We start from the raw sequence: 24,028 nt of genomic DNA, 5'->3' as shown, positions 1-24,028 counted from the left end.
GAAAGCCGTTACCCGTGATTGAGAAATCCGACCGGTGGGTAGCAAACGAACAGTCCCCCGAGGAGGTGAACGTGGAAGAGCACGGAACGGACGGCTGGCGGTACCGAGGCACGATTTCGCCACGGACGCTGCCGAGTCTGCGGCGGCACCTCGTGTCGTGGCTGCGCAGACGTGCCGGTGACGAGGTCGGGAGGCAGGCCGACGACGTCGTCCTGGCCTGCTGGGAAGCGATGGCGAACGTGCTGGACCACGCCTACCGCGGCCGGCCGGGGCTGATCGACGTCCGGGCCAGGATCGACGAGGACGTCCTGATCGTCACCGTCGCCGACCAGGGGCGCTGGACCACGATCGCGGACCGGTCCGACGGCGGCCGCGGCCTGCGGCTGATCCAGGCCCTGGTCGACGGTCTGGACCTCCGCTCGACCGACGACGGCACGGTGATCACGCTGACCTGGCCGTTCCCGGTCCGCCGGACGGCCTGAGCGTCAGCCCGCGGTCAGGCTCTCGACGAACCGGGTCGCGACGTCGCGCAGCTTCACGTTGGAGTTCTGCGACTCCGTGATCAGGCGCTTCATGGCCTCGTCGGCGGTGATCCCGTGCACGGCCATGAGGATGCCCTTGGCCTGCTCGATCACCGCTCGCGAGCTCATCGCCATCTCGAGCTCGGCGGCTCTCTGTCTGGCCCGGTGGTAGCGGCGCGTGGTGCGCAGCCCGAACGAGACGATCGTGGTGTACAGCTGCAGCAGCCGGGAGTCGGTCTCGGCGAAGCCGTGGTCGCCGTAGCCGAAGAGGTTGAGCGCACCGGAGAGGGTGCCGTCCACGCGCAGCGGCGCGGCCAGGTAGCTGCCGACGCCGAGACTCCGGGCGTGCTGGGTGAACTCGGGCCACAGCGCCCCGGCCGTGGCGAGCGGCAGCCGGACGATCTCGCCGGTCTCGGCCGCCCGCAGGCACGGGCCCTCGCCCGCCGCGTACTGGACGCGATCGATCTCGACGGCGCGTTCGTCGGTGGACGCGGCGGTTTCGGCCTCGCCGTCGCGGATCGCGGTGATGCTGGCCAGGTCGGCCCCGGGGATGGCCCGGACGGCTTCGGCGCACACGGCGTCGAGGATCTGCTCCTCGGAGGGCTCGGTCTCGAGCGCGCTCGTGAGGTCCGCCATCGCGGCGGTCAGCTCGTCGAGGTGCTCGGACGGGATCGGGTCACCGGTCACTGCGCTCGCCTCCCTCCCGGTTTCCTGCGCGCACAGTACCCGCGGACGGCGCGGCCCCGGTGACCCAGGAGGGCGGTGGCTCCGACCCGGCGCTCGCTGCTGAACGTCGTGGGTTGGCCGCCGGGGCCACCTGGCGACGACCGGCAGCACAACCCACCCGACAACCGTCGCTGCGCTGTGCTTACCCGGTGACGCGCGGGTCAACCCTTCAGCGAATCGTCACTTTTGTCACCTGCGCGAGGCCCGAGACGCGCAGGACGCGGTCGAGCAGGCGGGGCGCGGTCAGGCTCAGGTCGTGGGACACGGCCCGGTCGAACACCGCCGCGATGCCCGCGCTGTCGATGTAGGTCACCCCGGTCAGGTCGACGACCAGTGCGGGCCCGGCCGCGAGCTCACGGTCCAGGGCCGCGCCGAACTCGGCCACGTTGCTCAGGTCGACCTCGCCGGTCACGGTCAAGATCCGGTCTCCGTCGTCGCCCGCGGAGGCGACCAGCGTGAGTGCCGTCGTCACGAACCGATTCTCCATTCCAGCGTGACGGTGGTGCCGTCCGTGTCGTGCCGGACCGTGACCGCGTCGGCCAGCGCTTCCATCATCGGCATCCCGCGGCCGCGCAGCACGTGGTTGTCCGGGGGCGGCTGCTTCCAGCGGCCGCGGTCGGTCACCGTGACGACCAGGCGCGGTCCGGCGAAGCGGGCCGACAGGTGCGCCTTCCCCGCGTCCTCGCGGTAGGCGTGCTCGACGGCGTTCGCGCAGGCCTCGCCGGTGGCGACGAGAATGTCCTGCGAGCGTTCTTCGCCGAGCGAAGCGGTGCCCAGCCACGCGCGCAGCCAGTGGCGCGTCGAGGCGAGGCTGTCCGGGTGCGCCGGGAAGTCCAGCTCCAGCGGCGGCGCCGACCGGCGGTAGAGCAGCAGCGCGACGTCGTCCTCGTACCCGCTCGCCGGCCGGAGCCCGCTCATCAGCGACGTCGCCAGGTCGGCCAGGTCGGCGTCCCGCGTGTCGTGGGCGGCCGAGGTGGCCCGGTCGATGCCGTCGTCCAGCGACTCGCGGCGGCGCTCGACGAGACCGTCGGTGTAGAGCATCAGCAGCGAACCGACCGGGACGACCGCCGTGGCCTCCGGGCGCGCGGCGGGGACGCGGACCGCGAGCGGCACGCTGCCGCCCGCGTCGAGGAACTCCGACGAGCCGTCGCGGTGCACCAGCGTGGCCGGCAGGTGGCCGGCGCTGCTGTAGGTCAGGGTCCCGGTGGCGGGGTCGAGCACGCCGCAGAAGACGGTGGTGCACAAGGCACCCGGCAGCCGGTCGGCGAAGCGGTCGAGCGTGCTCAAGGTGTGCGCCGGGCCGTTGGCCTCCAGCAGCAGCGCGCGGCAGGCACTGCGCAGCTGGCCCATCACCGCGGCCGCGGCGAGTCCCCGGCCGACGCAGTCGCCGACGACGATCCCGAACCGGTCGCCGGACAGCGGGACGACGTCGTACCAGTCGCCGCCGACCTCCAGGGGCGGGTTCGCCGGCTCGTAGCGCACCGCGAACCCCTCGGGCAGCAGGACCGGTCCGAGGATCGAGCGCTGCAGCGCGATGGCGACCTCGCGCTGCCGGTCGTCCCGGTGGGCGCGGCGCAGCGCGTGGGCCAGCGTCCCGGCGAGCAGCGCCAGCAGCGTCCGGTCCTCGGTGCCGAGCGGGCGGCGCGGGTCCGGCTCCACCCAGAGCGTCAGCTGCCCGCCGGGGTGGTCCAGGTTCGCGCCGGCCCCGCCACCCGCCGGGGTCGCGTGCAACGCCGGGAGCGAACGCACCTCGGCGAGCTTCGCGCGCAAGGGCGCGGCGAGGCCCGTCCACAGCCGGTCGCCGGGGTCGGTGGAGGTGAGCTCCGGCTCGCCGTCCTGCGGCCAGGTCACCGCGAGCACCCGCTCGGCCTGCCAGAGCTCGCGCAGCAGGTCGAGCGCGGTGCGCAGCGCGTCCGGCACCCCGCTGACCCCGGCGAGGCGCTGGTTCATCGCGGCGAGCGCGTTCTCCCGCTGGACGGCGTAGCGCTCCGCGGTGACGTCGCGGATCGTGCCGACGAGCCGGCGGCTGCCCTCGTCGTCGTGCAGCTCGTTGTAGGCGACCGCGGCCCACACCCGGTGCCCGGCGCGGTGGCGCAGCGGCAGCACGAAGCTGCCCGACGGCTCGGTCCGCGACCGTTTCATCGCGTCGGCGACCTGGCGGAAGGCGATCGGGTCGTCGTCCCGGTCCGGTACCCAGGGGAACGGCGGTGCGTAGGGGAGCTCCTCGGGGCCGAAGCCGAGCAGCTCGGTGCACGCGGCGTTCATCTCCACGACCCGGCCGTCGGCGTCGCAGACGAAGAAGCCCTCCTGCAGGGAGTCGATCATCGCCGCGCGCCAGCGGGAGTGCTGCGTCCGCAGCCGCGCCAGCCGGATGATCGTGCGCACGCGGGCGAGCAGTTCCAGCGCGGAGAACGGTTTCACGAGGTATTCGTCGGCTCCGGCGGCCAGGCCGTCGACGGCGGCCTCCTGCCCGGCGCGGGCGGACAGCAGCAGCACGGGGACGGCGGCGGTGCGCGGGTCGCGCCGCATCTCGGCGAGCAGGCCGAGACCGTCCAGCCGGGGCATCATCACGTCGCTGATGATCAGGTCCGGCGGCTCGCCGGACGCGGCCTCGAGCGCTTCGACGCCGTCGCGCACCGCGGTCACCGCGTAGTCCTCGCGCAGCAGGCGGGCCAGGTACTCGCGCATGTCGGCGTTGTCGTCGGCGATCAGCACGCGCGCCCCGGTGACCGGGCCGGGGGCGCTGTCCGGCGCCGGTGCGTCGTCCGGCAGCCAGCGCAGGGCCTCCTGCAGGTACGGCTCGGCGGTCTCCGCGGCGATCCCGCCCGCCGACGCCTCCGCGACGACGTGTTCGGCCGGCAGGTGGCCGGTCCCCAGCGGCAGCCGGATCCGGAACGTCGTGCCGGCGCCGGGCGTGCTCTCGGCGGCGACCGTGCCCCCGTGCATGCCGACCAGCTCGCGGACCAGCGCCAGGCCGATCCCGCTGCCCTCGTTCGACCGCGCCCGCGCCGACGGGATCCGGTGGAACCGCTCGAACAGCCGCGGCAGCTCGCCGGCGTCGATCCCGATCCCGGTGTCGGCCACGGTGATCACGGCGTCGGCACCGTCCACAGTGGTGTGCACCCGGATCTCGCCGTCGAAGGTGTACTTGACCGCGTTGGACAGCAGGTTGAGGACGACCTTCTCCCACATCCCGCGGTCGACGTGCACCAGCCGGCCCAGGGGCGGGCACTCGACCTCGAACCGCAGCCCGGCCCGTTCGACGGCGGCGCGGAACACACTCGCCAGCTCCGCGGTGAACGCGGCGAGGTCCACGGGTTCGAAGCGGGCCTGCATCCGGCCCGCCTCGATCCGGGAGAAGTCGAGCAGGTTGTTGACCAGCCGGCCCAGCCGCAGCGCGTTGCGGTGGATGACGGCGATCTCCTCGCGGACGCGCTCGTCCGCCCGGCCGAGCGTCTGCTCCAGCTCGGCGACCGGCCCCAGGATCAGCGTGAGCGGGGTCCGGAACTCGTGGCTGATGTTGGCGAAGAAGGTGGTCTTGGCCGCGTCCAGCGCGGTCAGCTCCTCGGCGCGCCGCTGCTGGGCCCGGTAGGCGAGCGCGCCGTTGACCAGCGCCGCGGTCTGCTGGGTGACGAGCCCGAGGAACGTCCGGTAGGACTCGTCGAGCGGGCGCCCGGCGCTCGCCGCGAGCACGATCACCCCGGCGGCCTCGGCGGGGCCGGGCAGCGGCAGCACCATCGCCTCGGCGGGCGGGGTGGACCAGGTGCCGGGCGGCAGTGCGCCGAAGGGCGACAGGTCGGACACGGTGCGCGGGACGCCGCCGGCGAGCACCTCTTCGAGCGGCCAGGCGGCGGTGTGCCCGGCACCGTCCGGGGTGACGGCCGCGAGGGCGAGCGCGCCGGCGTCGTCGCGGACGTGGATCGCCGCGTAGGGGACATCGGCACCGGCGCGGCCGAGCACGCCGGCGACCAGCTCGCAGGCCTCTTCCACGGTGCGGGCGCTGCCGGCCTGGGCGCCGAGCTCGCGCAGGACCGCCATCCGGCGTTCGCCGACCACGCGCTCGGTCGTTTCGGTGACCGCGGTGAACACGGCCCGCACGGCGCCTTCGTCGTCGTAGACCGGGCTGTAGGAGTAGGTCCAGTAGGTCTCTTCCCAGTAGCCGTGCCGGTTCATCGGCAGCAGCAGGTCCTCCGACCAGGTCGCCTCGCCGGTGGTCAGCACGCTGTCGAGCATCGGGCCGATGATGTGCCAGATCTCGGTCCAGACGTCCGCGCCCGGCTTGTCGAGCGCCGGGTGCTTGGTGCCGAGCAGCGGCAGGTACGCGTCGTTGTAGAGGAACCGCAGATCCGGTCCCCACCAGACGATCATCGGGAAGCGCGAGGTGAGGCAGATCCGCACGGCCGTCGTCAGGCTCGCCGGCCAGTCCGCGGGCTCGCCCAGCGGCGACGACGCCCAGTCGAACTCCCGCATCCGGGCCGCCATCTGGCTGGCTCCGGGGAAGACGGCGCGCTGGCCGGAATCCTCGCCGACGCTCATCACACTCCTGGTTGAAGCGACCCCGGACGAGCCTACCCGGGTGGGCTCGGCGCTGCCGTGCACGCGAGCGCGCTCAGCCGCGGGAGAGCCAGGTCATCGTGACCGTCGTGCCGTCTTCGCGGTGCACCTGCGCGCTCTGGTCGGCGAGGCTGTCGATCAGCAGCAGGCCGCGGCCGCGCAGCCCGTTCGTCGCGACCGGCGCGCGCCAGGAGCCGTAGTCGGTGACCGTCACCGTCAGGCGCCCGTGCAGATCTTCGGCGTGGACGTCGACCTGGCCCGCTTCGCCGTCGCGGTAGGCGTGCTCGGCGGAGTTGGCCATCGCTTCGTAGCCCGCGAGGACGACGTCCTCCTGGCGTTCTTCGCTCAGGCCGAGCGTGCCCAGCCAGTCCGCCAGTGCCCCGCGCAGCTCCGGCAGCCGGTCCGCGTCGGCGGCCGTGCGCCGGTGGAACGTCGCCGGGGCCGCGGGGGTGCCCGGGGGGAGGGGGTCGGTCATGTCGCGTCCTCTCCGCGGTGACGCACGTGGATCAGCGCGATGTCGTCGTCGTGCCGGCCGTGGGTGAGCTCGCCGACGAGCTTGTCCCACGCCGGACCGTGGTCGGCCGAGGCCAGCACCCCGGGGATGCCCGCCAGGAGCCATTCCACACCCTGGGTGAGGTCGCGGGTGCGGCTTTCGACCAAGCCGTCCGTGTAGAGCACCAGATCCGCCCCGGGCGGGAACCCGGTGTGGCGCTGGGGGAAGTCCGAGCCGACGCCCAGCGGCTGCGCCAAGGCCTCGCCGATCTCTTCGAGCCCGGTGTCCGGGCGGACCAGGATCCCCGGGAGGTGGCCGGCGTTGGCGTAGGTCAGCGTACCGTCGCCGGGCGAGTGGACCGCGTAGAAGCAGGTGACGAAGCTTTCGCCGAACAGCCCGCCGGTCAGCGCGGAGACGTGGCGCAGCACCTCCGACGGCGGCAGTTCGAGCAGCGCGTAGCAGCGGATGGCGGTGCGAACCTGGCCCATCACGGTCGCGGCGGTGACCCCGTGGCCGACGACGTCGCCGATGACAAACGCGGTCGCGCCGGACGGGAGCCGGATGACGTCGAACCAGTCGCCGCCCACCTTGCTCCCGGTCGCCGCGGGCAGGTAGCGGGTGAGCACGTCGAGGCCGGGTGCCGAGGGCGCGACCGGCAGCATGCTGCGCGACAGCTCCGAAGCGAGGTTGCGCTCGCGCTCGTACAGGCGGGCGTTGTCGAGCGCGATGGCCGAGTACGCGGCGATGCCTTCGGCGAGGTACTCGTGCCGCGCGGTGAACCGGTCCGGCCGCGAGTGCCCGAAGAAGAAGCCGCCCAGCACGTCTGCCGTGTTCGGGCTGATCACCGGCACGGCCAGGTAGCTGCACACCGGCAGGTGCCCGGCCGGCATCCCGTGGTGGGGCGCGTTCTTCCCGAACCGCGGGTCCCGGGTGATGTCGGGGCTGCGGACGGTGCCGGTGCCGTCGAAGGTCGGCGCGAACACCTCGGTGTTGCGCGGCATGGGAAACCGGGCGAACGCCTCCCGCGGCACCCCCGAGATCGTGTACAGCGTGTACGACTCGCCGAGCTCGTCGATCAGGTTGTAGAAGAACGCGCCGAACTCGGCTCCGGTCGCCTGGGTGGCCGCGTCGGTCGCGTCCTGCACCATCCGGTCGATGTCGAGCTGCGCGGTCAGCTCGCGGCCGGTGGAGTGCAGCGCGTCGAGCACGACGGCTTCGCCTCGCAGCCGCCGCACGGTGGCCGCCAGGTGCGCGGTCGCGGCCTCGACGGCGGCGGCGACCACCGACGGCGTCCCGCCGACCTCGCCGGTGGTGTAGACCAGCACGTCGCCGGTGACGGCGATCGCGCCGGTGACCGCACGGCCGGGCACCAGGTCCGCCAGCACCGCCCGGTCGGTCACGGCGACCGCGACGTGGTCGCCGAGCACCCGGCGCGCCTCGGCCGGGTCGAGGGGCCGGACCTCGGTGGCCGCGGGGGTTCCGGAGCCGTCGACGAACGCCCGGCGCACGGCGTCGAGCAGCTCGTCGGACCCCGGGGCGGTCATCCGGTGACCAGCGCCTCGGCCAGCGAGGGGTAGATGGCGAGCTCGTCGGTCAGCCGCGTCAGTTCGAGTGGCCGCAAGGTGATCCGGCCGGTGGCCACCACCCGCAGCGGCGAGGACACCGTCCGCCCGCGGTGCGCCCGCACGAGCTCGGCCATGCCGGCCGAGGCCAGGAACGTGACGCCGGTCAGGTCGATGACGAGGACCGCGGGCTCCAGGCGGCCGGCGCGTTCGGCCAGCTGCCGCAGCTTCGGGGCCAGCGCGAGGTCGAGGGCTCCCTCGACCCGGAGCACGGCGGTGCCGTCCCGGTCTTCCAGTGCGACGGTGCCCGCTGAGCTCGCGGCGGCACCGAGGGGGTTCCCGGTCTCGTCCGTGTCGGCCATGGCGAACATCCTGCCTGCTCGCGGGCCGGGCGCAAACCGAAAGCGGTGCTGACACGGCGGTGTCCGGGAAGGACGGGCATGATTGATCTCGGTTGAGCAGACAGCCTTCGTGATGACGCGTGCCCGCCGGACATCCTGGCGGCACTGCGAAGGCGAGGAGAAGATGACGATGACCGAACACACCCACAGTGAGGGCTCGGCCACCGCTGTGCCATTCGGCGAATTCAGGATCGCCCGAACGGAGCAGTCCGGCGCCCTCGTCATCGAGGTCGTCGGAGACGTGGACACGACCACCGCGCCGGCCCTCGTACAAGCAGCTGAAGAGGCGCTGGCCGCGGCCCCGCCGCTGCTCGTGGTCGACCTGACCCGGGTGGAGTTCCTTGCCTCGCCCGGGTTGACGGCGCTGCTGACGATCCACCGCAACGCCGGCCCCGGCACCGTGGTGCGGATCGTGGCGTCCGGCCGGGCGACCCTGCGCCCGATCCAGCTGACCGGGCTCGAGGACAGCCTTTCGCTGTTCCCGACCCGGGAGGCGGCGCTGACCGCGTCCTGACCCCGGGTCGTCCCGGCCGGCTCAGTCGCCGGCCGGGACCTGGCGCCGGATGGTGAGCAGCGCGACGTCGTCCTGGGCCGGGCGGTTGCCGATCATCGCGGCCATCGCCTGCGCGCAGACCCGTTCGGGATCCCCGGCACGCATGACCTCCGCGAGTTGCGCCATCCCGGCGTCCACCGGCCGGTCGCGCCGTTCGACCAGGCCGTCGGTGTAGAACGCGAGCACGCTGCCCGGTGTCAGCTCGACCAGCGTCGTGCGCCGCCGGGGCTGCCCGATGGTCAAGCCGATCGGGGGGTCCGGGGGTACGTCCAGCAGCCGGCCCGGTCCGTCGGGTCCGGCCTGCACGGGCGGCAGGTGCCCGGCGAGCGACAGGGCCATGGTCGCGCGGTCCGGCCCGATGATCCCGTAGGCGACCGTGGCCATCGCGCCGTGCTCGAAGTGGTTGGCCTTGCGGTCGAGCTTGGCGAGCACGTCGGCCGGGTTTTCGCAGTCGAGGGCGTAGGCGCGCAGGGCGCTGCGCAGCCGTCCCATGATCACGGCCGCTTCGAGGCCGTGGCCGGAGACGTCGCCCATCACGACGCCGAGCCGGTCGCCCGGCAGTGCGAACAGGTCGTACCAGTCGCCGCCGAGGCCGGTTTCCGCGCCGGGCACGTACCGCGCGCCGAACGTGAGGCCGGGCACCTCCGGCAGGCTGGCGGGCAGCAGGCTGCGCTGCAGCGCCATGGTGGCCGTGCGGTTCTCCTCGAGCGCCTCGACCTGGATCGCCATGGCCAGGCGGTCGGCGAGCAGCTGCATCGTGCCGACTTCGGCCTCGGTGAACTGCCGCGGTGTGACGGAGCCGACGTGCAGCACCCCGACGAGATCGATCCCGGCGACCATCGGCACGCCGAGCATGGAGCGCAGGCCCCGTTCCCAGAGCAGGGAGTTGACGACGGTGGTCTCGTCGACGTGGTCGAGGACGACGGGAGCGCGTTCGAGCGCCACCCGGCCGGCGAAGCCGCTGCCGACCGGCACCCGGACGCCCTGGTGGACCTCTTCTTCGATACCGGCCGCCGCGAAGGCCACCAGCTGACGGCCGCTGGGCTGGTACCGCAGCACGGTCGCGGTGTCGACGTCCATGACTTCCCGCAGGCGCTGCAGGGTCTCGGCGAGCAGATCGGCCAGTCCGAGGTGCTCGGCGGGCGCGCCGATGATCGTCTCCAGCTGCTTCAGCCGGTCCTCGGTGCCGAGACTTCGCGACATGGAAAGACCCTAACCGGATGTCGTTGGCGCGCGCAGCCATCCCGGGTTTCGTCGGCGGGTCCCCGAGGGTAGTAAGCCGGGCGTGAGCGTCGACCTGGAGTGGGTGGCCGTGCTGCGGCACGGTGAGAGCACGGGGAACGTGGCCAGGGAAGAGGCGGAGTCGGCGGGGGTGGATGTGATCGACGTCGCCGAACGCGACGCCGACGTCCCGCTGACCGACCTGGGGCGGAAGCAGGCGAAGGCCGCGGGGGAGTTCTTCGGCGACCGCCCACCGGATCTCGTGGTCACGTCGACTTACCGCCGGGCGTGGGACACCGCGCGCCTGGCCGCGCCCGCCGGCGTGCCGATCATCCCGGACGAGCGGCTGCGCGACCGCGAGCTGGGCGTGCTGGACCTGCTGACCTCGCGCGGCGTCCGCGAGCGCTGGCCCGACGAGCTGCGCCGCAAGCACCGGCTGGGCAAGTTCTACTACCGGCCCCCGGGCGGCGAGTCCTGGGCGGACGTCGTGCTGCGGCTGCGATCCCTGCTGCGCGAGCTGAGCGCGGAGCACCCCGGCACGCGCGTCCTGCTGGCCGCGCACGAGGTGACGGTCTACGCGCTGCGCTACCTCCTCGAAGGGGTCCCGGAACCCGACCTGCTGCGCGTCGCCCGCACCACGGAAGTCCCCAACGCCTCGCTGACGACCTGGGAACGCGACCGCGACGGCGGGTTCACCATGGTGCTGGCCCAGGAAACCCGCCGCCCGCGGTCCTGACCCGCCGCGTGTCGACCCGCTGATCACGCGTGTCGACCCCTCAGTCACGCGTGCCGACCCTCTGATCACGCGTGCCGCCGTGCCGGAACGGACGACACGCGTGACTGGATGGACGACACGCGTGACTGGGCAGACGACACGCGTGACTGGATGGACGACACGGCGTCAGCGTTGCGCGGTCGGCCGGACGATCAGCTCGTTGACGTCGACCCCTTCCGGCTGCCCGATCGCGTAGGAGATCGCCCCGGCGATCGTGTCCGGCGGGAGCGTCACCGCGCGGTAGGTGCGCATCGCTTCCCGCGCGCCGGGATCGGTGATCGTGTCGGCCAGCTCGGACTCGACGACGCCCGGCGACACCGTCGTCACGCGGATGCCGGGATCGGCCTCCAGCCGCAGGCCTTCGGTGATCGCGCGGGCGGCGTACTTCGTGGCGCAGTAGACCGCGGCCGTCGGCACGACCTCGTGCGCGCCGGTGGACGCGATCGTCACGAAGTGGCCCCCGCCCGCACGCCGGAAGTGCGGCAGCACGGCCGCGATCCCGTGGAGCAGGCCGCGGACGTTGACGTCGAGCATCCGGTCCCACTCGTCGACGAGCAGGGAGTCCAGGCGCGACAACGGCATCACGCCGGCGTTGGCGACGAACACGTCGACCCGCCCGTGCGCTTCGACGGCGGTGTCGACGAAGGCGGCGACGTCCGCGCGGTCGGTGACGTCGAGGGGGTGCACGTCGGCGGTGCCCCCGGCGTCGTGGATCTCCTTCGCCAGCGCGGTCAGCCGGTCCTCCCGCCGGGCGCCGAGCACGACGTGGTGGCCTTCGCCGGCCAGCCGCAGCGCCGTGGCGCGCCCGATACCGCTACTGGCACCGGTGATGAGAACGATCTTCATGAATGGCCTTTCAGAGAGCGGGGAAGTCGGCGCCGAGAGTGGTCTCGCGCCAGGTGTCGAAGCCGGCCCGCAGGGTGTCGAGCCGGGCGGTGGCGATGTCGTAGGCGGCCTTGCCGAGCAGCAGCCGCAAGGGCGGTTCGCCGGCGTCGACGGCGGTGAGGATCGCCTTGGCCGCGCGCACCGGGTCGCCCGGCTGGTGGCCGTAGGTCGCGGTGGTCGCGGCCCGGCGCGCACCGGCCGTCTCGGCGTAGTCGTCGATGCGGGTCGCCGACTGGCGCATCGACGGTCCGGACCAGTTGGTGCGGAACGCCGCGGGCTCGACGATCGTCACCTTGATGCCCAGCGGTGCCACTTCGGCGGCCAGCGACTCGGAAAGCCCTTCCACCGCGAACTTCGTCGCGTGGTAGTAGCCGGTGGCTCCGAAGGCGGCGAGTCCGCCGAGGGACGACACGTTCACGACGTGCCCGCTCCGCCGGGCCCGCATGCCCGGCAGCACCGCCTTCGTGACGTCGGCGAGGCCGAACACGTTGGCGTCGAACAGTTTCCGGACCTCGTCGTCCTCGCCTTCCTCGACCGCGGCGAGGTAGCCGTAGCCGGCGTTGTTGACCAGGACGTCGATCCGGCCGAACGCGGCTTCGGCGCGCTTCACCGCGTCGACGACCTGAGCGTGGTCGGTGACGTCGAGCGGCAGGGCCAGCGCGCGGTCGCCGTGCTCCGCGACCAGGTCGGCGACCTGCGCGGGGTCTCGAGCAGTGACGACGGCCCGCAGGCCGCGGTCGAGCACGGCTTCGGCCAGTGCGCGGCCCAGGCCGGTGGAACAGCCGGTGATGAACCAGTTTTCGGGCATGACGAAGTACTCCGTCCATGGTGGAAGGTGACAGAAAGGGGTTTCTCAGCCGGCGGCGAGGCTGCCGAGCAGCGCGAGTCCGGCTTCCGACGGGCTGCCGGGCTCGGCCTGGTAGACGACCAGCTGCTGACCCGGCGCGCTGTTCACGGTCAGCGCCTCGTAGCTCAGGACCAGCTCGCCGACCAGCCGGTGGTGGAACCGCTTGGTCTCGTGCGTCTTCTGCCGGATGTCGTGCCGGGCCCACAGCCGGCGGAAGTCGGCGCTCTTGACCGACAGCTCGCCGACCGTCTCGATCAGCCGGGGATCGTCCGGGTCGATCCCCGCGGCCACGCGCAGGCCGCCGACGGTGTTGACCGCGACGCGCTCCCACTCCGGGTAGAACTCGCGCGCGTCCGGGTCGAGGAACACCAGCCGGACCAGGTCACCGCTGTGGGTGTGGCCGCCGAACAGCGCCTCGCCCAGCGCGTTGTGCGCGAGCACCTCGAGGCAGCGGCCGAGCACGAGCGCGGGCGTGTCCGGCCAGCCGTCCATCAGCCGCAGGAGGTTCGGGCTGACCTGCTCCCGCCGCCGCGCGCGACGGCGTTTCGGAGCGGGCTGGGCCAGCCGGTGCAGGTGGGCGGTGGCGTCCTCGTCGAGGGCCAGCCCGTGCGCCAGCGCGTCGAGGACCTGCGCCGACGGGTTGCGCTCCCGGCCCTGTTCGAGCCGGACGTAGTAGTCGGTGCTGACGCCGGCCAGCACCGCGACCTCCTCGCGGCGCAGCCCCGCGACCCGGCGCGCCCCGCCCGCGGGCAGGCCGAGGTCGTCCGGTCCCACCTGTTCGCGGCGGGCCCGGAGGAACTCTCCGAGCGCGTTTTCCCTGGCCATGATCCGAGGCTAACGCCGATCAGCCCGGGAAGGGTGGCCGCGCCGCACCCACCCTCGCGCTCAGGTGAGCTTGATCGGCTGCCCGTCCCGCTCCGGCCGCAGCAGCGTCGCCGTGGCCGTGCGCCCGTCGACGTCGAAGGTCATCACGGCGTTCCCGAAGTGCGGCCCCGAGACGCAGCTCCAGGTCAGCGGCGCGGGCGGGACCCCGACGCGGCGCGCCAGCCCTTCGCAGAGCCGGGTCAGCCCCCGCGCCCAGCCGGCGCGGAACAGGCGGTTCATGTACCAGGGCACGGTGTTGTGCACCGGCGAGCAGGTGAGCTGGTGGACCGGCGCGCCCGGGAGGTCGGCCCGCGCGACGTACGCGTGGTGGACGTCGCCCGAGAGCACGCTCACCGACGCCGGGCCGTCGTCGGCGACCCGCCCGATCAGCCGCGTCAGCCGGTCGAACGACGCGCGGAAGGCCGGCCAGTGCTCGAGGTCGGCGAACTGCCGGAACCGCTCCGACACCCGCCCGACGCGGCCCGGCCGCGTGCAGAGCTGCTCGTTGACCGACTGCGCGGCCGAGAGCGCGGTGGGCATCAGCCACGGCAGCGACGTCCCGATCAGCAGGTGCTCGAACTCGCCCGCGGCCTGCTCTTCGATCCAGCGGAACTCGGCCTCGCCGATCATCGACCGCTGCCCGCCGCCGAGGATCCGCCCGGCCCGCGAGTCGATGACCAGCAGCCGGATGGGGCCGAAGTCGCGCCGGTAGGACCACCGGGTGCCCTTGGCGCCGTCGGCTTCGCGGTCGGCCCGGTCGGCGAACTCGCGCAGCAGCTCCGCGTTGTCCACCCCCGACGTGCTCACCCGCTGGTAGACGTCGTCTTCGGCCAGTTCGCGCGGCCCGAGGTTGCCCAGGTGCTGGTAGACCCAGTACGACACGAGCGCGCCGCGGATCCGCTCCGGCCACCACGAGGTGCGGGTCATCTGTTCACGCCAGGTCTGCGAGGTGTTCCAGTCGTCGCGGACGTCGTGGTCGTCGAAGATCATCGACGTCGGCACGGTGGACATCAGCCAGCGCACCGCCGGTTCGCACCAGGCCTCGAAGTACAGGTGGCAGTACTCCTCGAAGTCGGCGACCTCGGTCCCGGGCGGCTGTTTCGTGTCCCGCCGGCCGGCGAGCCACTCCTGCGTCGCGTCGGTGGTTTCGTCGGCGTAGACCTGGTCGCCCAGCAGGAGCAGCGACTCGGGCCACTCGGCTTCGTCGAGCGCGGCCATCCGGTGGGCGTAGGCGGCGAGCGCGTCCGGGCCGAGCGCGTCCTCCTCCCGCGGCTTGCGGCACGACCCGAACACCAGCCGGAACCGCGTGTCGGCGGGGTCCAGCGTGCGGATCCGGCTGGGCGGCAGATCGCTGTCCGGCTCGGGCCAGACGAGCTCGCCGTCGAGCCGGACTTCGTAGGGCGTGCTGCGCCCGGGTTCGAGGCCGGTGAGCACGACCAGCGCGTAGTGGTGCCCGGAGACCTCGAACGTCCGCGCTTTCGCGTCCCCGACGAGGACTTCGCACGGACCGCCGGTCTCGACCCAGATCGTCGCCGAAGTGTCGTCGACGTGCCGGAGCAGCGGTCCCAGGAGGAGCTCGGTCATCCCCGGATCCTTTCAGCAGTAAGGCAGGTCGGCAGTTCGAAAGGTCCCGAAACTTTCCGAAAATCGTTGACCGGTCCCGGGCCGCGAACCAACGATCGTCGCAGCTGCGCCCTGCTCCCGGAAAGGACGACCTCGAGTGCGAAGACTCTTCAGCGCCCTCCTCGCCGCCGTGTTGTCGATCGCCGCCGCCATCGTGCTGGTGATCACGGCGCAGCCCGCGTCGGCCGCCACGCTGACCCGCGTGACCGGCTTCGGCACCAACCCCAGCAACCTGAACATGTACGCCTACGTCCCGGACCACGTCGCCGCCAAGCCGGCGCTGCTGGTCGCCCTCCACTACTGCACCGGCTCGGCCTCGGCCGTCTTCAACGGCTACGCCCGCGACTACGTCACCGCGGCCGACCAGTACGGGTACGTCATCGTGTTCCCGGAAGCCACGCGCAGCGGGCAGTGCTTCGACGTCTCGTCGCCGCAGGCCCTCACCCGCGGCGGCGGCAGCGACCCGGTCGGCATCCTCTCGATGGTCGACTACGCCAAGCAGCACTACAACGTCGACGCGTCACGGGTGTTCGTCACCGGCTTCTCCTCCGGCGCGATGATGACGAACGTCCTGGCCGCGGAGTACCCGGACGTCTTCGCCGCCGGTTCCGCGTTCATGGGCGTGCCCGCCGGCTGCTTCGCCACCACCGACGGGTCGAGCTGGAACAGCCAGTGTTCGGGCGGCCAGCTCACCAAGACCGCGCAGCAGTGGGGCGACCAGGCCCGCCAGATGAGCGGCGGGCGGTCCGGCCCGTACCCGCGGATGCAGCTGTGGCACGGCACCGCCGACGACACCCTGCGCTACCCGAACTTCGGGGAGGAGATCAAGCAGTGGACGAACCTGCGCGGGGTGAGCCAGACGCCGTCGTCGAGTGACGCGCCGCAGTCCGGCTGGACGCGCACCCGCTACGGCAGCACCGGCACGCAGGCGCCGGTCGAAGGGATCAGCGTCCAGGGCGCCGGGCACGTGCTGCCGCAGAACGGGATGGTGGCGTACGCGATCGCGTTCCTCGGCCTGGACAGCGGCGGTTCGACCACCACGTCTCCGACGCCGTCCGCCGGTACCACGCTGGGTAGCGCGGCGAGCGGGACCGGCCGCTACTTCGGCACCGCCGTTTCGGCGAGCAAGCTCTCGGACAGCGTCTACACCGGCATCCTGAGCCGCGAGTTCTCCATGATCACGCCGGAGAACGAGATGAAGATCGACGCCACCGAGCCCTCGCAGAACCAGTTCTCCTACGGCAACGCCGACCGGATCGTCAGCCAGGCGAACGCACAGGGCGCCCGGATGCGCGGGCACACGCTGGCCTGGCACGGGCAGCAGCCCGGCTGGATGCAGGGCATGGAGGGATCCGCGCTGCGGTCGGCGATCCTGAACCACATCACCCAGGTCGCGACCCACTACCGCGGCCAGATCTACGCCTGGGACGTCGTCAACGAGGCCTTCGCGGACGGCAGCTCGGGTGCCCGGCGCGACTCGAACCTGCAGCGCACCGGCAACGACTGGATCGAGGCGGCGTTCCGCGCCGCACGAGCGGCCGATCCGAACGCGAAGCTCTGCTACAACGACTACAACACCGACGACTGGAACCAGGCGAAGACCCAGGGCGTGTACCGCATGGTCCAGGATTTCAAGTCCCGCGGCGTGCCGATCGACTGCGTCGGCTTCCAGTCGCACTTCAACAGCAACAGCCCGGTGCCGTCGAGCTACCAGACCACGCTGCAGAGCTTCGCGAACCTCGGCGTGGACGTGCAGATCACCGAGCTGGACATCGAGGGGTCGGGCACCACGCAGGCGAACAACTTCCGCACGGTCACGAACGCCTGTCTCGCGGTGGCCCGGTGCACCGGCATGACGGTGTGGGGTATCCGCGACACGGACTCGTGGCGGGCGTCCGGTACGCCCCTGCTGTTCGACGGCAACGGCCAGAAGAAGGCCGCCTACACCGCGGTGCTCGACGCGCTGAACGGCGGTACGACCCCGACGCCGACCACCACGCCGACCACCACGCCGACGACCCCCACCACGCCGACGACGCCCACGACCACCACGCCGACGCCGGGTGGCTGCACCGGGACGTACCTCAAGACGGCGGAGTGGAACGTCGGCTTCAACGGCCAGGTGACGGTCACCGGGTCGAACAGCTGGGTGCTCACGATCACCTTCCACGAGCCCCAGAAGGTCATCGGCAGCTGGAACTACACCGGGACGTACGACAGCACCGGTTACGTGCTGACCGCGCGGCCCAACGGGAGCGGCAACGTCATCGGGTTCACCGTGCAGCACGGCGGGAACTTGACCGACCCGACCGTGACCTGCTCAGCGGGCTAGAACAGCCGGCCGACCTCGTCCGCGGGCGGTTCCTCCAGGCTGAGGAGGAACCGCTTGCGGGTGAGACCGCCGGCGTACCCGGTCAGGCCGCCGCTGGTGCCGACCACGCGGTGGCAGGGCACGATGACGCTGATCGGGTTCCAGCCGTTGGCGTTCCCGACCGCCTGCGCGGCGCCGGGGTCGCCGAGTTCGGCGGCCAGCTGCCCGTAGGTGCGGGTTTCGCCGTACGGGATCTTGGTCAGCATCGCCCAGACCTGCTTCTCGAACGCCGAGCCGCGCGGCGCGAGCTCGAGGTCGAACTCGCGCCGCGTGCCCGCGAAGTACTCGCCGAGCTGCTGCTGCGCCGTCTCGAAGCCGTCGTCGTCCCGGGGGCCGAGGTCGGTGAGGCGGGGTGTCCGGAGGTGGCCGTCGAAGTAGAGCCCGGCCAGCGCCTCGCCGTCGCCGACCAGGGTCAGCGGTCCGATCGGTGACGCGATGACGGCGTGTTTCATGGCGTCCAGCCTACGGGTCAGCCCTGGCTGGTCTTCACCGAGAGCGAGTCGACGCTCATCTCCGCGCCGGGCGTGATGTCCGCACTGGGGGAGGTGCACCCGCAGACCTTGTTCGGGTAGGAGCCGCCGATCGCGACGTCGAAGATGACGAAGAAACCGTGGTCGACGGCGGCCTTCCAGGTCGCGTCGGACACCTGGTTCTGCTTCACCGCGAACGTCTGGTTGCCGTCCAGGTAGAAGCGCAGCTCTTCGGCCGCGGCGTCGCGGCGGTCCACGATCACCGAGTAGCTGTGGTAGCCCTCCTGGCAGCCCGCGCAGTCCTGCAGGTCGCTGGTGATGCCGTCCGGGTCGTGGCACTCGCCTTGCCACTGTCCACAGTGGAAGGTGGTGGAGTGCTTGCTCAGGGCGTTGACGTCTTCCATGATGTCGAGCTCGCCGATGCTCGGCCAGTTCGTCGCGCCGACCGGGCGGCCGTCGGCGCCCATCGCCCAGAACGCCGGCCAGTAGCCGAGGCCGCTCGCGGGGGAGGGCTGCTTGAGCGTCGCGCTGATCTCGAGCTGGCCGCCTTCGGGGGCGGCGAAGTCGGTCCGCTGCGTTTCGATCCGGCCGGACGTCCAGTTGCCGGCGGCGTCGCGCAACGGCTTGATCGCGAGGTGGCCGGCGCCGTCGTGGTAGACGTTGTCCGTCGAGTTCGTCACTGTCTCGAGCTCGCCGGTGCCCCAGTTCGCCGCGCCGCCGGGATAGCCGGTTCCCGTGTCGTAGAGCCAGTCCTGGGCGTTCAGGCCGGTGCCGGCCGCGCCGTCGAAGTCGTCCTGGAACACGGTGGTCCACTCGGCGTCGGCGTGCGCCGGGGCGGCGGTCAGGACGAAGGCGAAAGAGGCCAGCACGGCGGTGAGCCGCTTGACGGTGCGCATGGGGTCTCGCTTCCTGAGGGGAATGGGTCGTCCACGACCTGCGAGGCCATCCACTGTCACCCTTCGCGCGCGCCCGGGTCAAGGGAGATGCCCGGAATTACCCCGTGCCCGGTACCCGTGGGCACTCCGCGCGGAGTCCCGTTTGGAATTCTTGTGCTTTGGGAAACGCGCGGGCCGGTGGGACGGTGGTCTGGACCTTCTTTCGAAGGGTTGCCAGGTAACGAAACCGGAGTCATAGTTTGTTGACGTCCACAACGAATACCTGCGAACCGCCCTCGGATGTCCTTTATGGACTCCGTAATCCGTCTCCTCAACGTGGAGGACGCCATGATCTCCCGTCGCTCGTTCCTCAGCCTCACGGCGGCGACGCTCGCCACGGCCACCGCGTGGCCCCTTGCGCGCGCCGCCGACGCCGCGACGCCGGACACGTTCGGCCTCAAGCTGGTGAACAACTCGGGCTCCGGCACCGTGTACGCCTACGTCACCGGCACGACGCCGGACGGGCGACTGGTGCTGCTGCGTGCCGACGGTACGCCGTACTACCCGGACTCGCCGTCCGCGCCGACGACCCCGCTGCCGGAGGACTGCGCCATCCCGATCTCTTCGGGAGCGCAGGTTTCGGTGCCCAAGATGGGCGGCGCGCGCATCTACGTCGTCACGGACGCGAAGCTGGACTTCTTCCTCGACCCGGGGCCGAACCTGGTGCACCCGAGCTTCCTCAACTCCGGTGATGCGAACTTCGGGAAGAACTGGTCGTTCAGCGAGTTCACCTTCAACGACACGCAGCTGTTCGCCAACATCAGCTACGTCGACTTCGTGGGCATCCCGATGGGTCTTTCCCTGACCACGTCCGGATCCGGTACGTCGACGGTCAACGGGCTGCCGGCGGGCGCACTGGACCAGATCGCGTCGTCGCTCTCCTCTTTGGGCGGCGAGTGGGCGGGCCTGGTGCAGACGGGCGGCGGCGGCAACCTGCGCGTGCTGTCGCCGCACCACCATGCGTCCCAGTTCGGCGGGTACCTCGACGGCTACATCGACCAGGTGTGGCAGAAGTACGCGGGCACGGACCTGGTCGTGGACTCGCAGAACCCGGGCCTGGGAACGTTCACGGGCCGCGTCTCGGGCGACCAGTTGGTGTTCGGGGCCGAGTCCTTCGCCAAGCCGGCGACGGCGGACGTGTGGAGCTGCGACAGCGGCCCGTTCGCGCTGGCGGCCGGAGCGAGCGACGCGCGCAAGGCGATCGTCCCGCGCCTGGCGGCGGCGTTGAACCGGACGACGTTGCTGGACAACCCGAACCAGCCCACGGCGGAGGACCCGGCCCGCTTCTACGGAGGCGACACGACCAATCACTACGCGCGGATCGTCCACTCGAAACTGCCGGACAACAGGGGATACGCGTTCCCGTACGACGACGTGAGCCCAGGCCCGGACTTCAGCGGCGCGGTCTTCGCGGGCGACCCCCAGGTGCTGACGCTCACGGTCAACGCGGCGCACGGCTAGAGGCAGTGCGAAAACTGTCGGTGGTGACGGCTAGCCTCATGGCATGAACACGGACGACGCGACGGTCCCGGCGGACCAGCTGACCAAGGGCCAGTGGTTCTGGCACGAGCCTGCGCCGGGCCTGCCCGCGTGGCAGCTGCAGGTGACCTCGGCGGAGTTGCTGGAGGACTCCGTCGAGATCTTCACCACGGACGAGGAGAGGGAGCTGGTTTCGTACCCGCGGAACCGAATGGTGCGGCTGGCTCAGGCCGCTTGAGGGGGAGTTTTTGAGGGGGTTGTGACGTAGGGCACTCGGGCTTCCGCTCGCCGGCGTGGATGGCGGGTTTGAGCGGCGGCCTAGGAGGGGCGGACTCCACTCGCCCCGGCGGCGCTTGCTGGTAGTCGCGGGGTTTGAGCAAGGCCCCGCGAGCCGGCCGGTTGTCTTTCAACGCAGCCGGGCGCCAGGTGATGCGGATCGTCCAGGCCGGACTCTCGTCCGCAGAGCGGTCGGACTGACTGTTTCCGTCGCGTAAGAGTCGCTGGGTGCCAGGCAATGCGGATCGTCCAGACCGGACTCTTGTCCGCGACGCTGTCGAGCTGACCATGCGGGCGTGTCCCGTGGCGCAAGTGCCGCCAGGCGATGCTGACCGCTCAGGCCCGGCCCTCGTCCCGCAGGGCCGCCGGGCGCCAGGTCATGCGGACCGTTGTGCCGTCGTCGCTCGTGTCGATGTCGGACTGGTCCGTCACTTTCTCGATCAGCAGCAGACCCCGGCCACCCGACGTGTGCAGGCCTCGGCGGCGGGGGCGGGCCGGCGGGATTCCGCAGCCCGTGTCCGTCACCGTGACCGTCACCGCGTCTCCGGTGCGGGTTGCCTGGAGGCGGGCCCAGCCGTGGCCGTCCGGGTACGCGTGGGCCGCCACGTTCGCCAGCGCCTCGTACGTGGCCAGCGTGATGTCGTGCGTGCTCTCCGCGTCGAGCGGGAGCTCGCCCAGCCAGCGGGTCAGCTTGCGGCGCAGGTCCGCCACCTCGTTCGGCAGCGCGGGCGCCAGTTCTTCGAACGTCGCCGTGACCACCGTGCCGGCGCCGGTGCGCGCCGGGGGCGTGGTCCCGGTTCGGTCGGCGTCGGTGCGCTGACCCATATCGACGTCGGGTTCCGGGGTATGTCGATACACGATCCGCTCCCATCATCAGCCACGGTTTCCCCCGTGCTTCGGGCTTCTCTGGTGAGCTACCCAGCACGGCGGAGTCTTACCCGTTGTGCTTTTCGTGACGTCGCGCTACCGTTGAGTCAGCACCTCGCGGATGTCGGCCTCTCGGCCGCCCGGAGGAAGCTCCCCGGATCAGGCCGCTCGGCCTCCTTCCTCATTTCCGGTTCCGCCGTTCGCGCGGGCCGGACCCTCATCAGGAGAACCCCCATGTCTTTTCACGGAATCCTTGACCTGTCAGGAAAAACCCCCTTCGTCCGCACCGGCTACCGGCCGGCCCCGGACGACATCGCACTCCCGCTTTCCGTCGTCCGCAGGCACAAGCTGCGTCCCGGCGACGAAATCACCGGCACTGCCGAGGAAATCACCAGCGTCGACGGTGCCGACCCGGCAGAGCCCCGCCTGGACTTCGCCGACCTGGTTCCGGTGCACCCGGACCAGCGGCTGTTCCTCGAAACCACGCCGACGCGCCTGTTGCCGCGCGTGCTCGACCTCGTCACCCCGCTCGGCAAGGGCCAGCGCGCGCTGATCGTTTCGCCGCCGAAGGCCGGGAAAACGACCGTGCTGCGGGAAATCGCCCACGGCATCGCGGTCAACCACCCGGAATGCCGGCTGATGGTGCTGCTCGCCGACGAGCGCCCGGAGGAGGTCACCGAACTGCGCCGGACCGTGCGCGGCGAGGTGATCGCGTCCACATTCGACCGTCCGCCCGCCGAACACGTGGCGGTGGCGGAACTCGCGGTCGAGCGCGCGAAACGCCTGGTGGAGCGCGGCGAAGACGTAGTATTGCTCCTCGACTCGCTGACCCGCCTCGGCCGCGCGTACAACTTGTCGGCCCGCGCATCCGGCCGCACGCTGTCCGGCGGCGTCGACGCGGCGGCGTTGCAGCCGATGAAGCGCATCCTCGGCGCGGCCCGCAACCTAGAAGGCGGCGGATCCCTCACGATCGTCGCGTCGGCACTGGTGGAAACCGGTTCTCTGGCCGACACGGTGTTCTTCGAGGAGCTGAAGAGCACGGGCAACGCCGAGCTGAAACTCGACCGCAAGATGGCCGAGCGCCGCGTGTTCCCGGCGATCGACGTCGCCACATCCGGCACCCGCCGCGAAGAGCTCCTGGTCACGCCGGGCGAGCTGGCCGCGATGCGCGAGGTCCGCCGCGCACTGCCGGGCCCGCACGCGATCGAGCAACTGCTCGACCAGCTCCGCAAGACGGGCTCCAACGCCGAGTTCCTGCTCCGCGTAACGGGCGCCGCGCTCCCGGCCGCCGCCTGACCCGGCGCCGCGCTGCCCGACGCAGCACCACGCTGCACCGTGACCTGACCCAGCGCTGAGCTGTCCGCCGCGGCCTGGCCTGGCGCCGAGCTGCCCCGCCGCGGCCTGACTCGGCGCAGTGTTGCCCGACCCGGTTCCGCGCTGCACCGCGGCTTGATCCGGCGCTGAGCTGTCCGGCGCGGCCTGGCCTGGTGCCGAGCTGCTTGCCGCAGTCTGACCCACCGCCGCGGCCTGCCCTGGCGCCGCGCTCGCCGCTGCAATCTGACCCAGCGCCGCGCTGCCTGCCGCGGCCAGCCCCGGCGCTACCCACCGCGGCCTGACCTGGCGTTGCGCTGTCCGCCGCGGCCAGCCCCGGCGCTACCCACCGCCGCCTGACCCGGCGCCGCGCTCGCCGCTGCAGTCCGACTCAGCGCCGCGCTGCCGCCGCGGCCGGCCCCGGCGCTACCACCGCGGCCTGACCCGGCGCCGCGCTCCCCGCCGCAGTCTGACCCAGCGCCGCGCGGCCTGACCCACCGCCGAGCTGCCCGCGGCGACCTCACCGCGCGCACCGGTCACCAGCGCCGTCAAACCCTCAGCTGCCCCGCCCGGTGGTCTGCTGCAGCTCATCGATCCGCGCCGAGGCCTGAGCCTTCGTCAGCCCCTCCGGCACCTCTTCCCCGGCCTCCTGCGCCAGCGTCTGCAGATACGACTTCTGCGGCCCGGTCATCGGCTCGTCGCCGGTGGTCCAGTCGCTCGGGTCCTTCTCCGGGTTGGGCTCCACCTGATCCGTCATCACAGCCTCCATTCGAACGTCTGTTCGGTCGACTCCGACCCTAGCGCAAGGGTCCGACAATCGCCGGTCACGAGCCCGGCGGGGTGCTCGGCGGGCCCGCCTCGTGGCCCGGCCGGCCGCGGGTCCGGCGCTCGTCCTTCATCCGCTGTTCCGGCACGTGGCGGCGGCCGTCGTTCAACGATTCCAGCAGCTCGCGGTGGAAGTCGCGGAACGTCCGGTAGTAGCCGTCGTCGTAGTCCTCGACGACCTGGAACGTCCACCGGTCGGGGACCACGTTGAGCCCGATCAGCTCCTCGGAGATCCGCCGCGCCCAGTCCGCGTGGCCGGCCTTCTCCAGCGCGTCGACGGCCTCGTCGAGGACGAGGTCCGCGTTGCCCGTCAGCTGGTGGAACGTGTAGAGGTGGCCCCGCGCGCGTTCGACCGTCTCGAACGCTTCGATGACCTTGCCCACCGCCGTGATCGTGGCGTCGTCGTAGTTGTCGACCATAGAACGGAAGATGCCCCGTCCCGGGCGTTCTACACCTCCCGGAACGGGGC

The 24,028-nt window shown here is 71.9% G+C and carries 23 protein-coding genes; 7 read left to right on the top strand and 16 right to left on the bottom strand.

The window, feature by feature from the left end; genetic code table 11:
- The first annotated feature begins 71 nt into the window (after window positions 1–71).
- Window positions 72–482, top strand: a complete 411-nt coding sequence (locus ACZ7PG_RS35360; RefSeq protein ID WP_470243501.1) for an ATP-binding protein — start codon at window positions 72–74, stop codon at window positions 480–482.
- Window positions 483–485: 3 nt separating this feature from the next.
- Here ACZ7PG_RS35360 and ACZ7PG_RS35355 read toward each other — a convergent pair whose 3' ends face one another.
- The 6 genes from ACZ7PG_RS35355 to ACZ7PG_RS35330 form a co-directional block, all read right to left on the bottom strand.
- A complete protein-coding gene (locus ACZ7PG_RS35355) occupies window positions 486–1,208 on the bottom strand; it encodes an ANTAR domain-containing protein (RefSeq protein ID WP_470243500.1) in 723 nt (240 codons plus the stop codon).
- Window positions 1,209–1,416: 208 nt separating this feature from the next.
- Window positions 1,417–1,719: an STAS domain-containing protein gene (locus ACZ7PG_RS35350; RefSeq protein WP_470243499.1), complete on the bottom strand. Its 303-nt coding sequence runs from the start codon at window positions 1,717–1,719 to the stop codon at window positions 1,417–1,419.
- Window positions 1,716–5,783: a SpoIIE family protein phosphatase gene (locus ACZ7PG_RS35345; RefSeq protein ID WP_470243498.1), complete on the bottom strand. Its 4,068-nt coding sequence runs from the start codon at window positions 5,781–5,783 to the stop codon at window positions 1,716–1,718. The genes ACZ7PG_RS35350 and ACZ7PG_RS35345 overlap by 4 nt, the downstream gene beginning before the upstream one ends.
- A gap of 73 nt (window positions 5,784–5,856) precedes the next feature.
- Window positions 5,857–6,276, bottom strand: coding sequence for an ATP-binding protein (locus ACZ7PG_RS35340; RefSeq protein WP_470243497.1), 420 nt, complete (start codon window positions 6,274–6,276; stop codon window positions 5,857–5,859).
- Window positions 6,273–7,838, bottom strand: coding sequence for a PP2C family protein-serine/threonine phosphatase (locus ACZ7PG_RS35335; RefSeq protein ID WP_470243496.1), 1,566 nt, complete (start codon window positions 7,836–7,838; stop codon window positions 6,273–6,275). The genes ACZ7PG_RS35340 and ACZ7PG_RS35335 overlap by 4 nt, the downstream gene beginning before the upstream one ends.
- Window positions 7,835–8,218, bottom strand: a complete 384-nt coding sequence (locus ACZ7PG_RS35330) for an STAS domain-containing protein (RefSeq protein WP_470243495.1) — start codon at window positions 8,216–8,218, stop codon at window positions 7,835–7,837. Before ACZ7PG_RS35330 ends, ACZ7PG_RS35335 begins: the two co-directional genes overlap by 4 nt.
- A 169-nt stretch (window positions 8,219–8,387) precedes the next feature.
- Here ACZ7PG_RS35330 and ACZ7PG_RS35325 point away from each other — a divergent pair, with 169 nt between their 5' ends.
- Window positions 8,388–8,771 carry an STAS domain-containing protein gene (locus ACZ7PG_RS35325; protein ID WP_470243494.1) on the top strand — a complete coding sequence of 128 codons (384 nt, stop codon included), beginning with the start codon at window positions 8,388–8,390 and terminating at the stop codon, window positions 8,769–8,771.
- A 21-nt stretch (window positions 8,772–8,792) separates the two neighbouring features.
- On the opposite strand, the gene ACZ7PG_RS35320 is transcribed toward ACZ7PG_RS35325, so the two are convergent.
- Window positions 8,793–10,013: a PP2C family protein-serine/threonine phosphatase gene (locus ACZ7PG_RS35320; protein ID WP_470243493.1), complete on the bottom strand. Its 1,221-nt coding sequence runs from the start codon at window positions 10,011–10,013 to the stop codon at window positions 8,793–8,795.
- 82 nt (window positions 10,014–10,095) lie between these two features.
- On the opposite strand from ACZ7PG_RS35320, the gene ACZ7PG_RS35315 reads away from it, so the two are divergent.
- Window positions 10,096–10,767 carry a histidine phosphatase family protein gene (locus ACZ7PG_RS35315; RefSeq protein ID WP_470243492.1) on the top strand — a complete coding sequence of 224 codons (672 nt, stop codon included), beginning with the start codon at window positions 10,096–10,098 and terminating at the stop codon, window positions 10,765–10,767.
- Between the two features lie 165 nt (window positions 10,768–10,932).
- On the opposite strand, the gene ACZ7PG_RS35310 is transcribed toward ACZ7PG_RS35315, so the two are convergent.
- Genes ACZ7PG_RS35310 through ACZ7PG_RS35295 form a run of 4 tightly spaced genes read right to left on the bottom strand, consistent with a single transcriptional unit; the run spans window position 10,933 to window position 14,986 of the window.
- Complete coding sequence (locus ACZ7PG_RS35310; protein ID WP_470243491.1) at window positions 10,933–11,652, bottom strand: SDR family oxidoreductase; 720 nt, start codon at window positions 11,650–11,652, stop codon at window positions 10,933–10,935.
- 10 nt (window positions 11,653–11,662) lie between these two features.
- Complete coding sequence (locus tag ACZ7PG_RS35305) at window positions 11,663–12,499, bottom strand: oxidoreductase (RefSeq protein WP_470243490.1); 837 nt, start codon at window positions 12,497–12,499, stop codon at window positions 11,663–11,665.
- Window positions 12,500–12,544: 45 nt separating this feature from the next.
- A complete protein-coding gene (locus tag ACZ7PG_RS35300) occupies window positions 12,545–13,363 on the bottom strand; it encodes a helix-turn-helix transcriptional regulator (protein ID WP_470243489.1) in 819 nt (272 codons plus the stop codon).
- A gap of 60 nt (window positions 13,364–13,423) precedes the next feature.
- A complete protein-coding gene (locus tag ACZ7PG_RS35295; protein ID WP_470243488.1) occupies window positions 13,424–14,986 on the bottom strand; it encodes an alkaline phosphatase D family protein in 1,563 nt (520 codons plus the stop codon).
- A gap of 136 nt (window positions 14,987–15,122) precedes the next feature.
- Between ACZ7PG_RS35295 and ACZ7PG_RS35290 the strand changes: the two genes are divergently transcribed.
- On the top strand, window positions 15,123–17,357 hold the full coding sequence (locus ACZ7PG_RS35290) for an extracellular catalytic domain type 1 short-chain-length polyhydroxyalkanoate depolymerase (protein ID WP_470243487.1): 2,235 nt from the start codon (window positions 15,123–15,125) through the stop codon (window positions 17,355–17,357).
- Here the strand turns inward: ACZ7PG_RS35290 and ACZ7PG_RS35285 are convergent.
- Both ACZ7PG_RS35285 and ACZ7PG_RS35280 read right to left on the bottom strand, forming a co-directional pair.
- Window positions 17,354–17,848 carry a methylated-DNA--[protein]-cysteine S-methyltransferase gene (locus ACZ7PG_RS35285; protein ID WP_470243486.1) on the bottom strand — a complete coding sequence of 165 codons (495 nt, stop codon included), beginning with the start codon at window positions 17,846–17,848 and terminating at the stop codon, window positions 17,354–17,356. The genes ACZ7PG_RS35290 and ACZ7PG_RS35285 overlap by 4 nt on opposite strands.
- A gap of 17 nt (window positions 17,849–17,865) precedes the next feature.
- A complete protein-coding gene (locus ACZ7PG_RS35280) occupies window positions 17,866–18,762 on the bottom strand; it encodes a glycoside hydrolase family 16 protein (RefSeq protein ID WP_470243485.1) in 897 nt (298 codons plus the stop codon).
- Between the two features lie 327 nt (window positions 18,763–19,089).
- Between ACZ7PG_RS35280 and ACZ7PG_RS35275 the strand changes: the two genes are divergently transcribed.
- A complete protein-coding gene (locus ACZ7PG_RS35275) occupies window positions 19,090–20,262 on the top strand; it encodes a glycoside hydrolase family 64 protein (protein WP_470243484.1) in 1,173 nt (390 codons plus the stop codon).
- A gap of 43 nt (window positions 20,263–20,305) precedes the next feature.
- Window positions 20,306–20,518: a hypothetical protein gene (locus tag ACZ7PG_RS35270; RefSeq protein WP_470243483.1), complete on the top strand. Its 213-nt coding sequence runs from the start codon at window positions 20,306–20,308 to the stop codon at window positions 20,516–20,518.
- Between the two features lie 374 nt (window positions 20,519–20,892).
- On the opposite strand, the gene ACZ7PG_RS35265 is transcribed toward ACZ7PG_RS35270, so the two are convergent.
- Window positions 20,893–21,414 carry an ATP-binding protein gene (locus ACZ7PG_RS35265; protein WP_470243482.1) on the bottom strand — a complete coding sequence of 174 codons (522 nt, stop codon included), beginning with the start codon at window positions 21,412–21,414 and terminating at the stop codon, window positions 20,893–20,895.
- Window positions 21,415–21,657: 243 nt separating this feature from the next.
- On the opposite strand from ACZ7PG_RS35265, the gene rho reads away from it, so the two are divergent.
- The gene (gene rho, locus ACZ7PG_RS35260) at window positions 21,658–22,719 is read left to right on the top strand and encodes a transcription termination factor Rho (RefSeq protein WP_470243481.1); all 1,062 of its coding nucleotides are present in this window, start codon (window positions 21,658–21,660) and stop codon (window positions 22,717–22,719) included.
- A 571-nt stretch (window positions 22,720–23,290) separates the two neighbouring features.
- Here rho and ACZ7PG_RS35255 read toward each other — a convergent pair.
- Together ACZ7PG_RS35255 and ACZ7PG_RS35250 are read right to left on the bottom strand one after the other, a co-directional pair.
- Window positions 23,291–23,491 (bottom strand): DUF3072 domain-containing protein, encoded by a 201-nt coding sequence (locus ACZ7PG_RS35255; protein WP_470243480.1) that lies wholly within the window; start codon window positions 23,489–23,491, stop codon window positions 23,291–23,293.
- A 67-nt stretch (window positions 23,492–23,558) separates the two neighbouring features.
- Complete coding sequence (locus tag ACZ7PG_RS35250; protein ID WP_470243479.1) at window positions 23,559–23,978, bottom strand: hypothetical protein; 420 nt, start codon at window positions 23,976–23,978, stop codon at window positions 23,559–23,561.
- Window positions 23,979–24,028: the final 50 nt, after the last annotated feature.

This window comes from Amycolatopsis sp. NPDC114504, assembly GCF_055633595.1.
The sequence above is the reverse complement of the archived record's forward strand: the minus strand, read 5'-3'. Positions and strand labels throughout refer to the sequence as shown.

Bases quoted from the DNA above. Each gene is read 5' to 3' on its own strand.
- ACZ7PG_RS35345 (WP_470243498.1), bottom strand. From the start codon at position 5,783: ATGAGCGTCGGCGAGGATTCCGGCCAGCGCGCCGTCTTCCCCGGAGCC.
- ACZ7PG_RS35340 (WP_470243497.1), bottom strand. From the start codon at position 6,276: ATGACCGACCCCCTCCCCCCGGGCACCCCCGCGGCCCCGGCGACGTTC.
- ACZ7PG_RS35335 (WP_470243496.1), bottom strand. From the start codon at position 7,838: ATGACCGCCCCGGGGTCCGACGAGCTGCTCGACGCCGTGCGCCGGGCG.
- ACZ7PG_RS35330 (WP_470243495.1), bottom strand. From the start codon at position 8,218: ATGGCCGACACGGACGAGACCGGGAACCCCCTCGGTGCCGCCGCGAGC.
- ACZ7PG_RS35325 (WP_470243494.1), top strand. From the start codon at position 8,388: ATGACCGAACACACCCACAGTGAGGGCTCGGCCACCGCTGTGCCATTC.
- ACZ7PG_RS35320 (WP_470243493.1), bottom strand. From the start codon at position 10,013: ATGTCGCGAAGTCTCGGCACCGAGGACCGGCTGAAGCAGCTGGAGACG.
- ACZ7PG_RS35310 (WP_470243491.1), bottom strand. From the start codon at position 11,652: ATGAAGATCGTTCTCATCACCGGTGCCAGTAGCGGTATCGGGCGCGCC.
- ACZ7PG_RS35305 (WP_470243490.1), bottom strand. From the start codon at position 12,499: ATGCCCGAAAACTGGTTCATCACCGGCTGTTCCACCGGCCTGGGCCGC.
- ACZ7PG_RS35300 (WP_470243489.1), bottom strand. From the start codon at position 13,363: ATGGCCAGGGAAAACGCGCTCGGAGAGTTCCTCCGGGCCCGCCGCGAA.
- ACZ7PG_RS35295 (WP_470243488.1), bottom strand. From the start codon at position 14,986: ATGACCGAGCTCCTCCTGGGACCGCTGCTCCGGCACGTCGACGACACT.
- ACZ7PG_RS35285 (WP_470243486.1), bottom strand. From the start codon at position 17,848: ATGAAACACGCCGTCATCGCGTCACCGATCGGACCGCTGACCCTGGTC.
- ACZ7PG_RS35280 (WP_470243485.1), bottom strand. From the start codon at position 18,762: ATGCGCACCGTCAAGCGGCTCACCGCCGTGCTGGCCTCTTTCGCCTTC.
- ACZ7PG_RS35275 (WP_470243484.1), top strand. From the start codon at position 19,090: ATGATCTCCCGTCGCTCGTTCCTCAGCCTCACGGCGGCGACGCTCGCC.
- ACZ7PG_RS35270 (WP_470243483.1), top strand. From the start codon at position 20,306: ATGAACACGGACGACGCGACGGTCCCGGCGGACCAGCTGACCAAGGGC.
- rho (WP_470243481.1), top strand. From the start codon at position 21,658: ATGTCTTTTCACGGAATCCTTGACCTGTCAGGAAAAACCCCCTTCGTC.
- ACZ7PG_RS35255 (WP_470243480.1), bottom strand. From the start codon at position 23,491: ATGACGGATCAGGTGGAGCCCAACCCGGAGAAGGACCCGAGCGACTGG.
- ACZ7PG_RS35250 (WP_470243479.1), bottom strand. From the start codon at position 23,978: ATGGTCGACAACTACGACGACGCCACGATCACGGCGGTGGGCAAGGTC.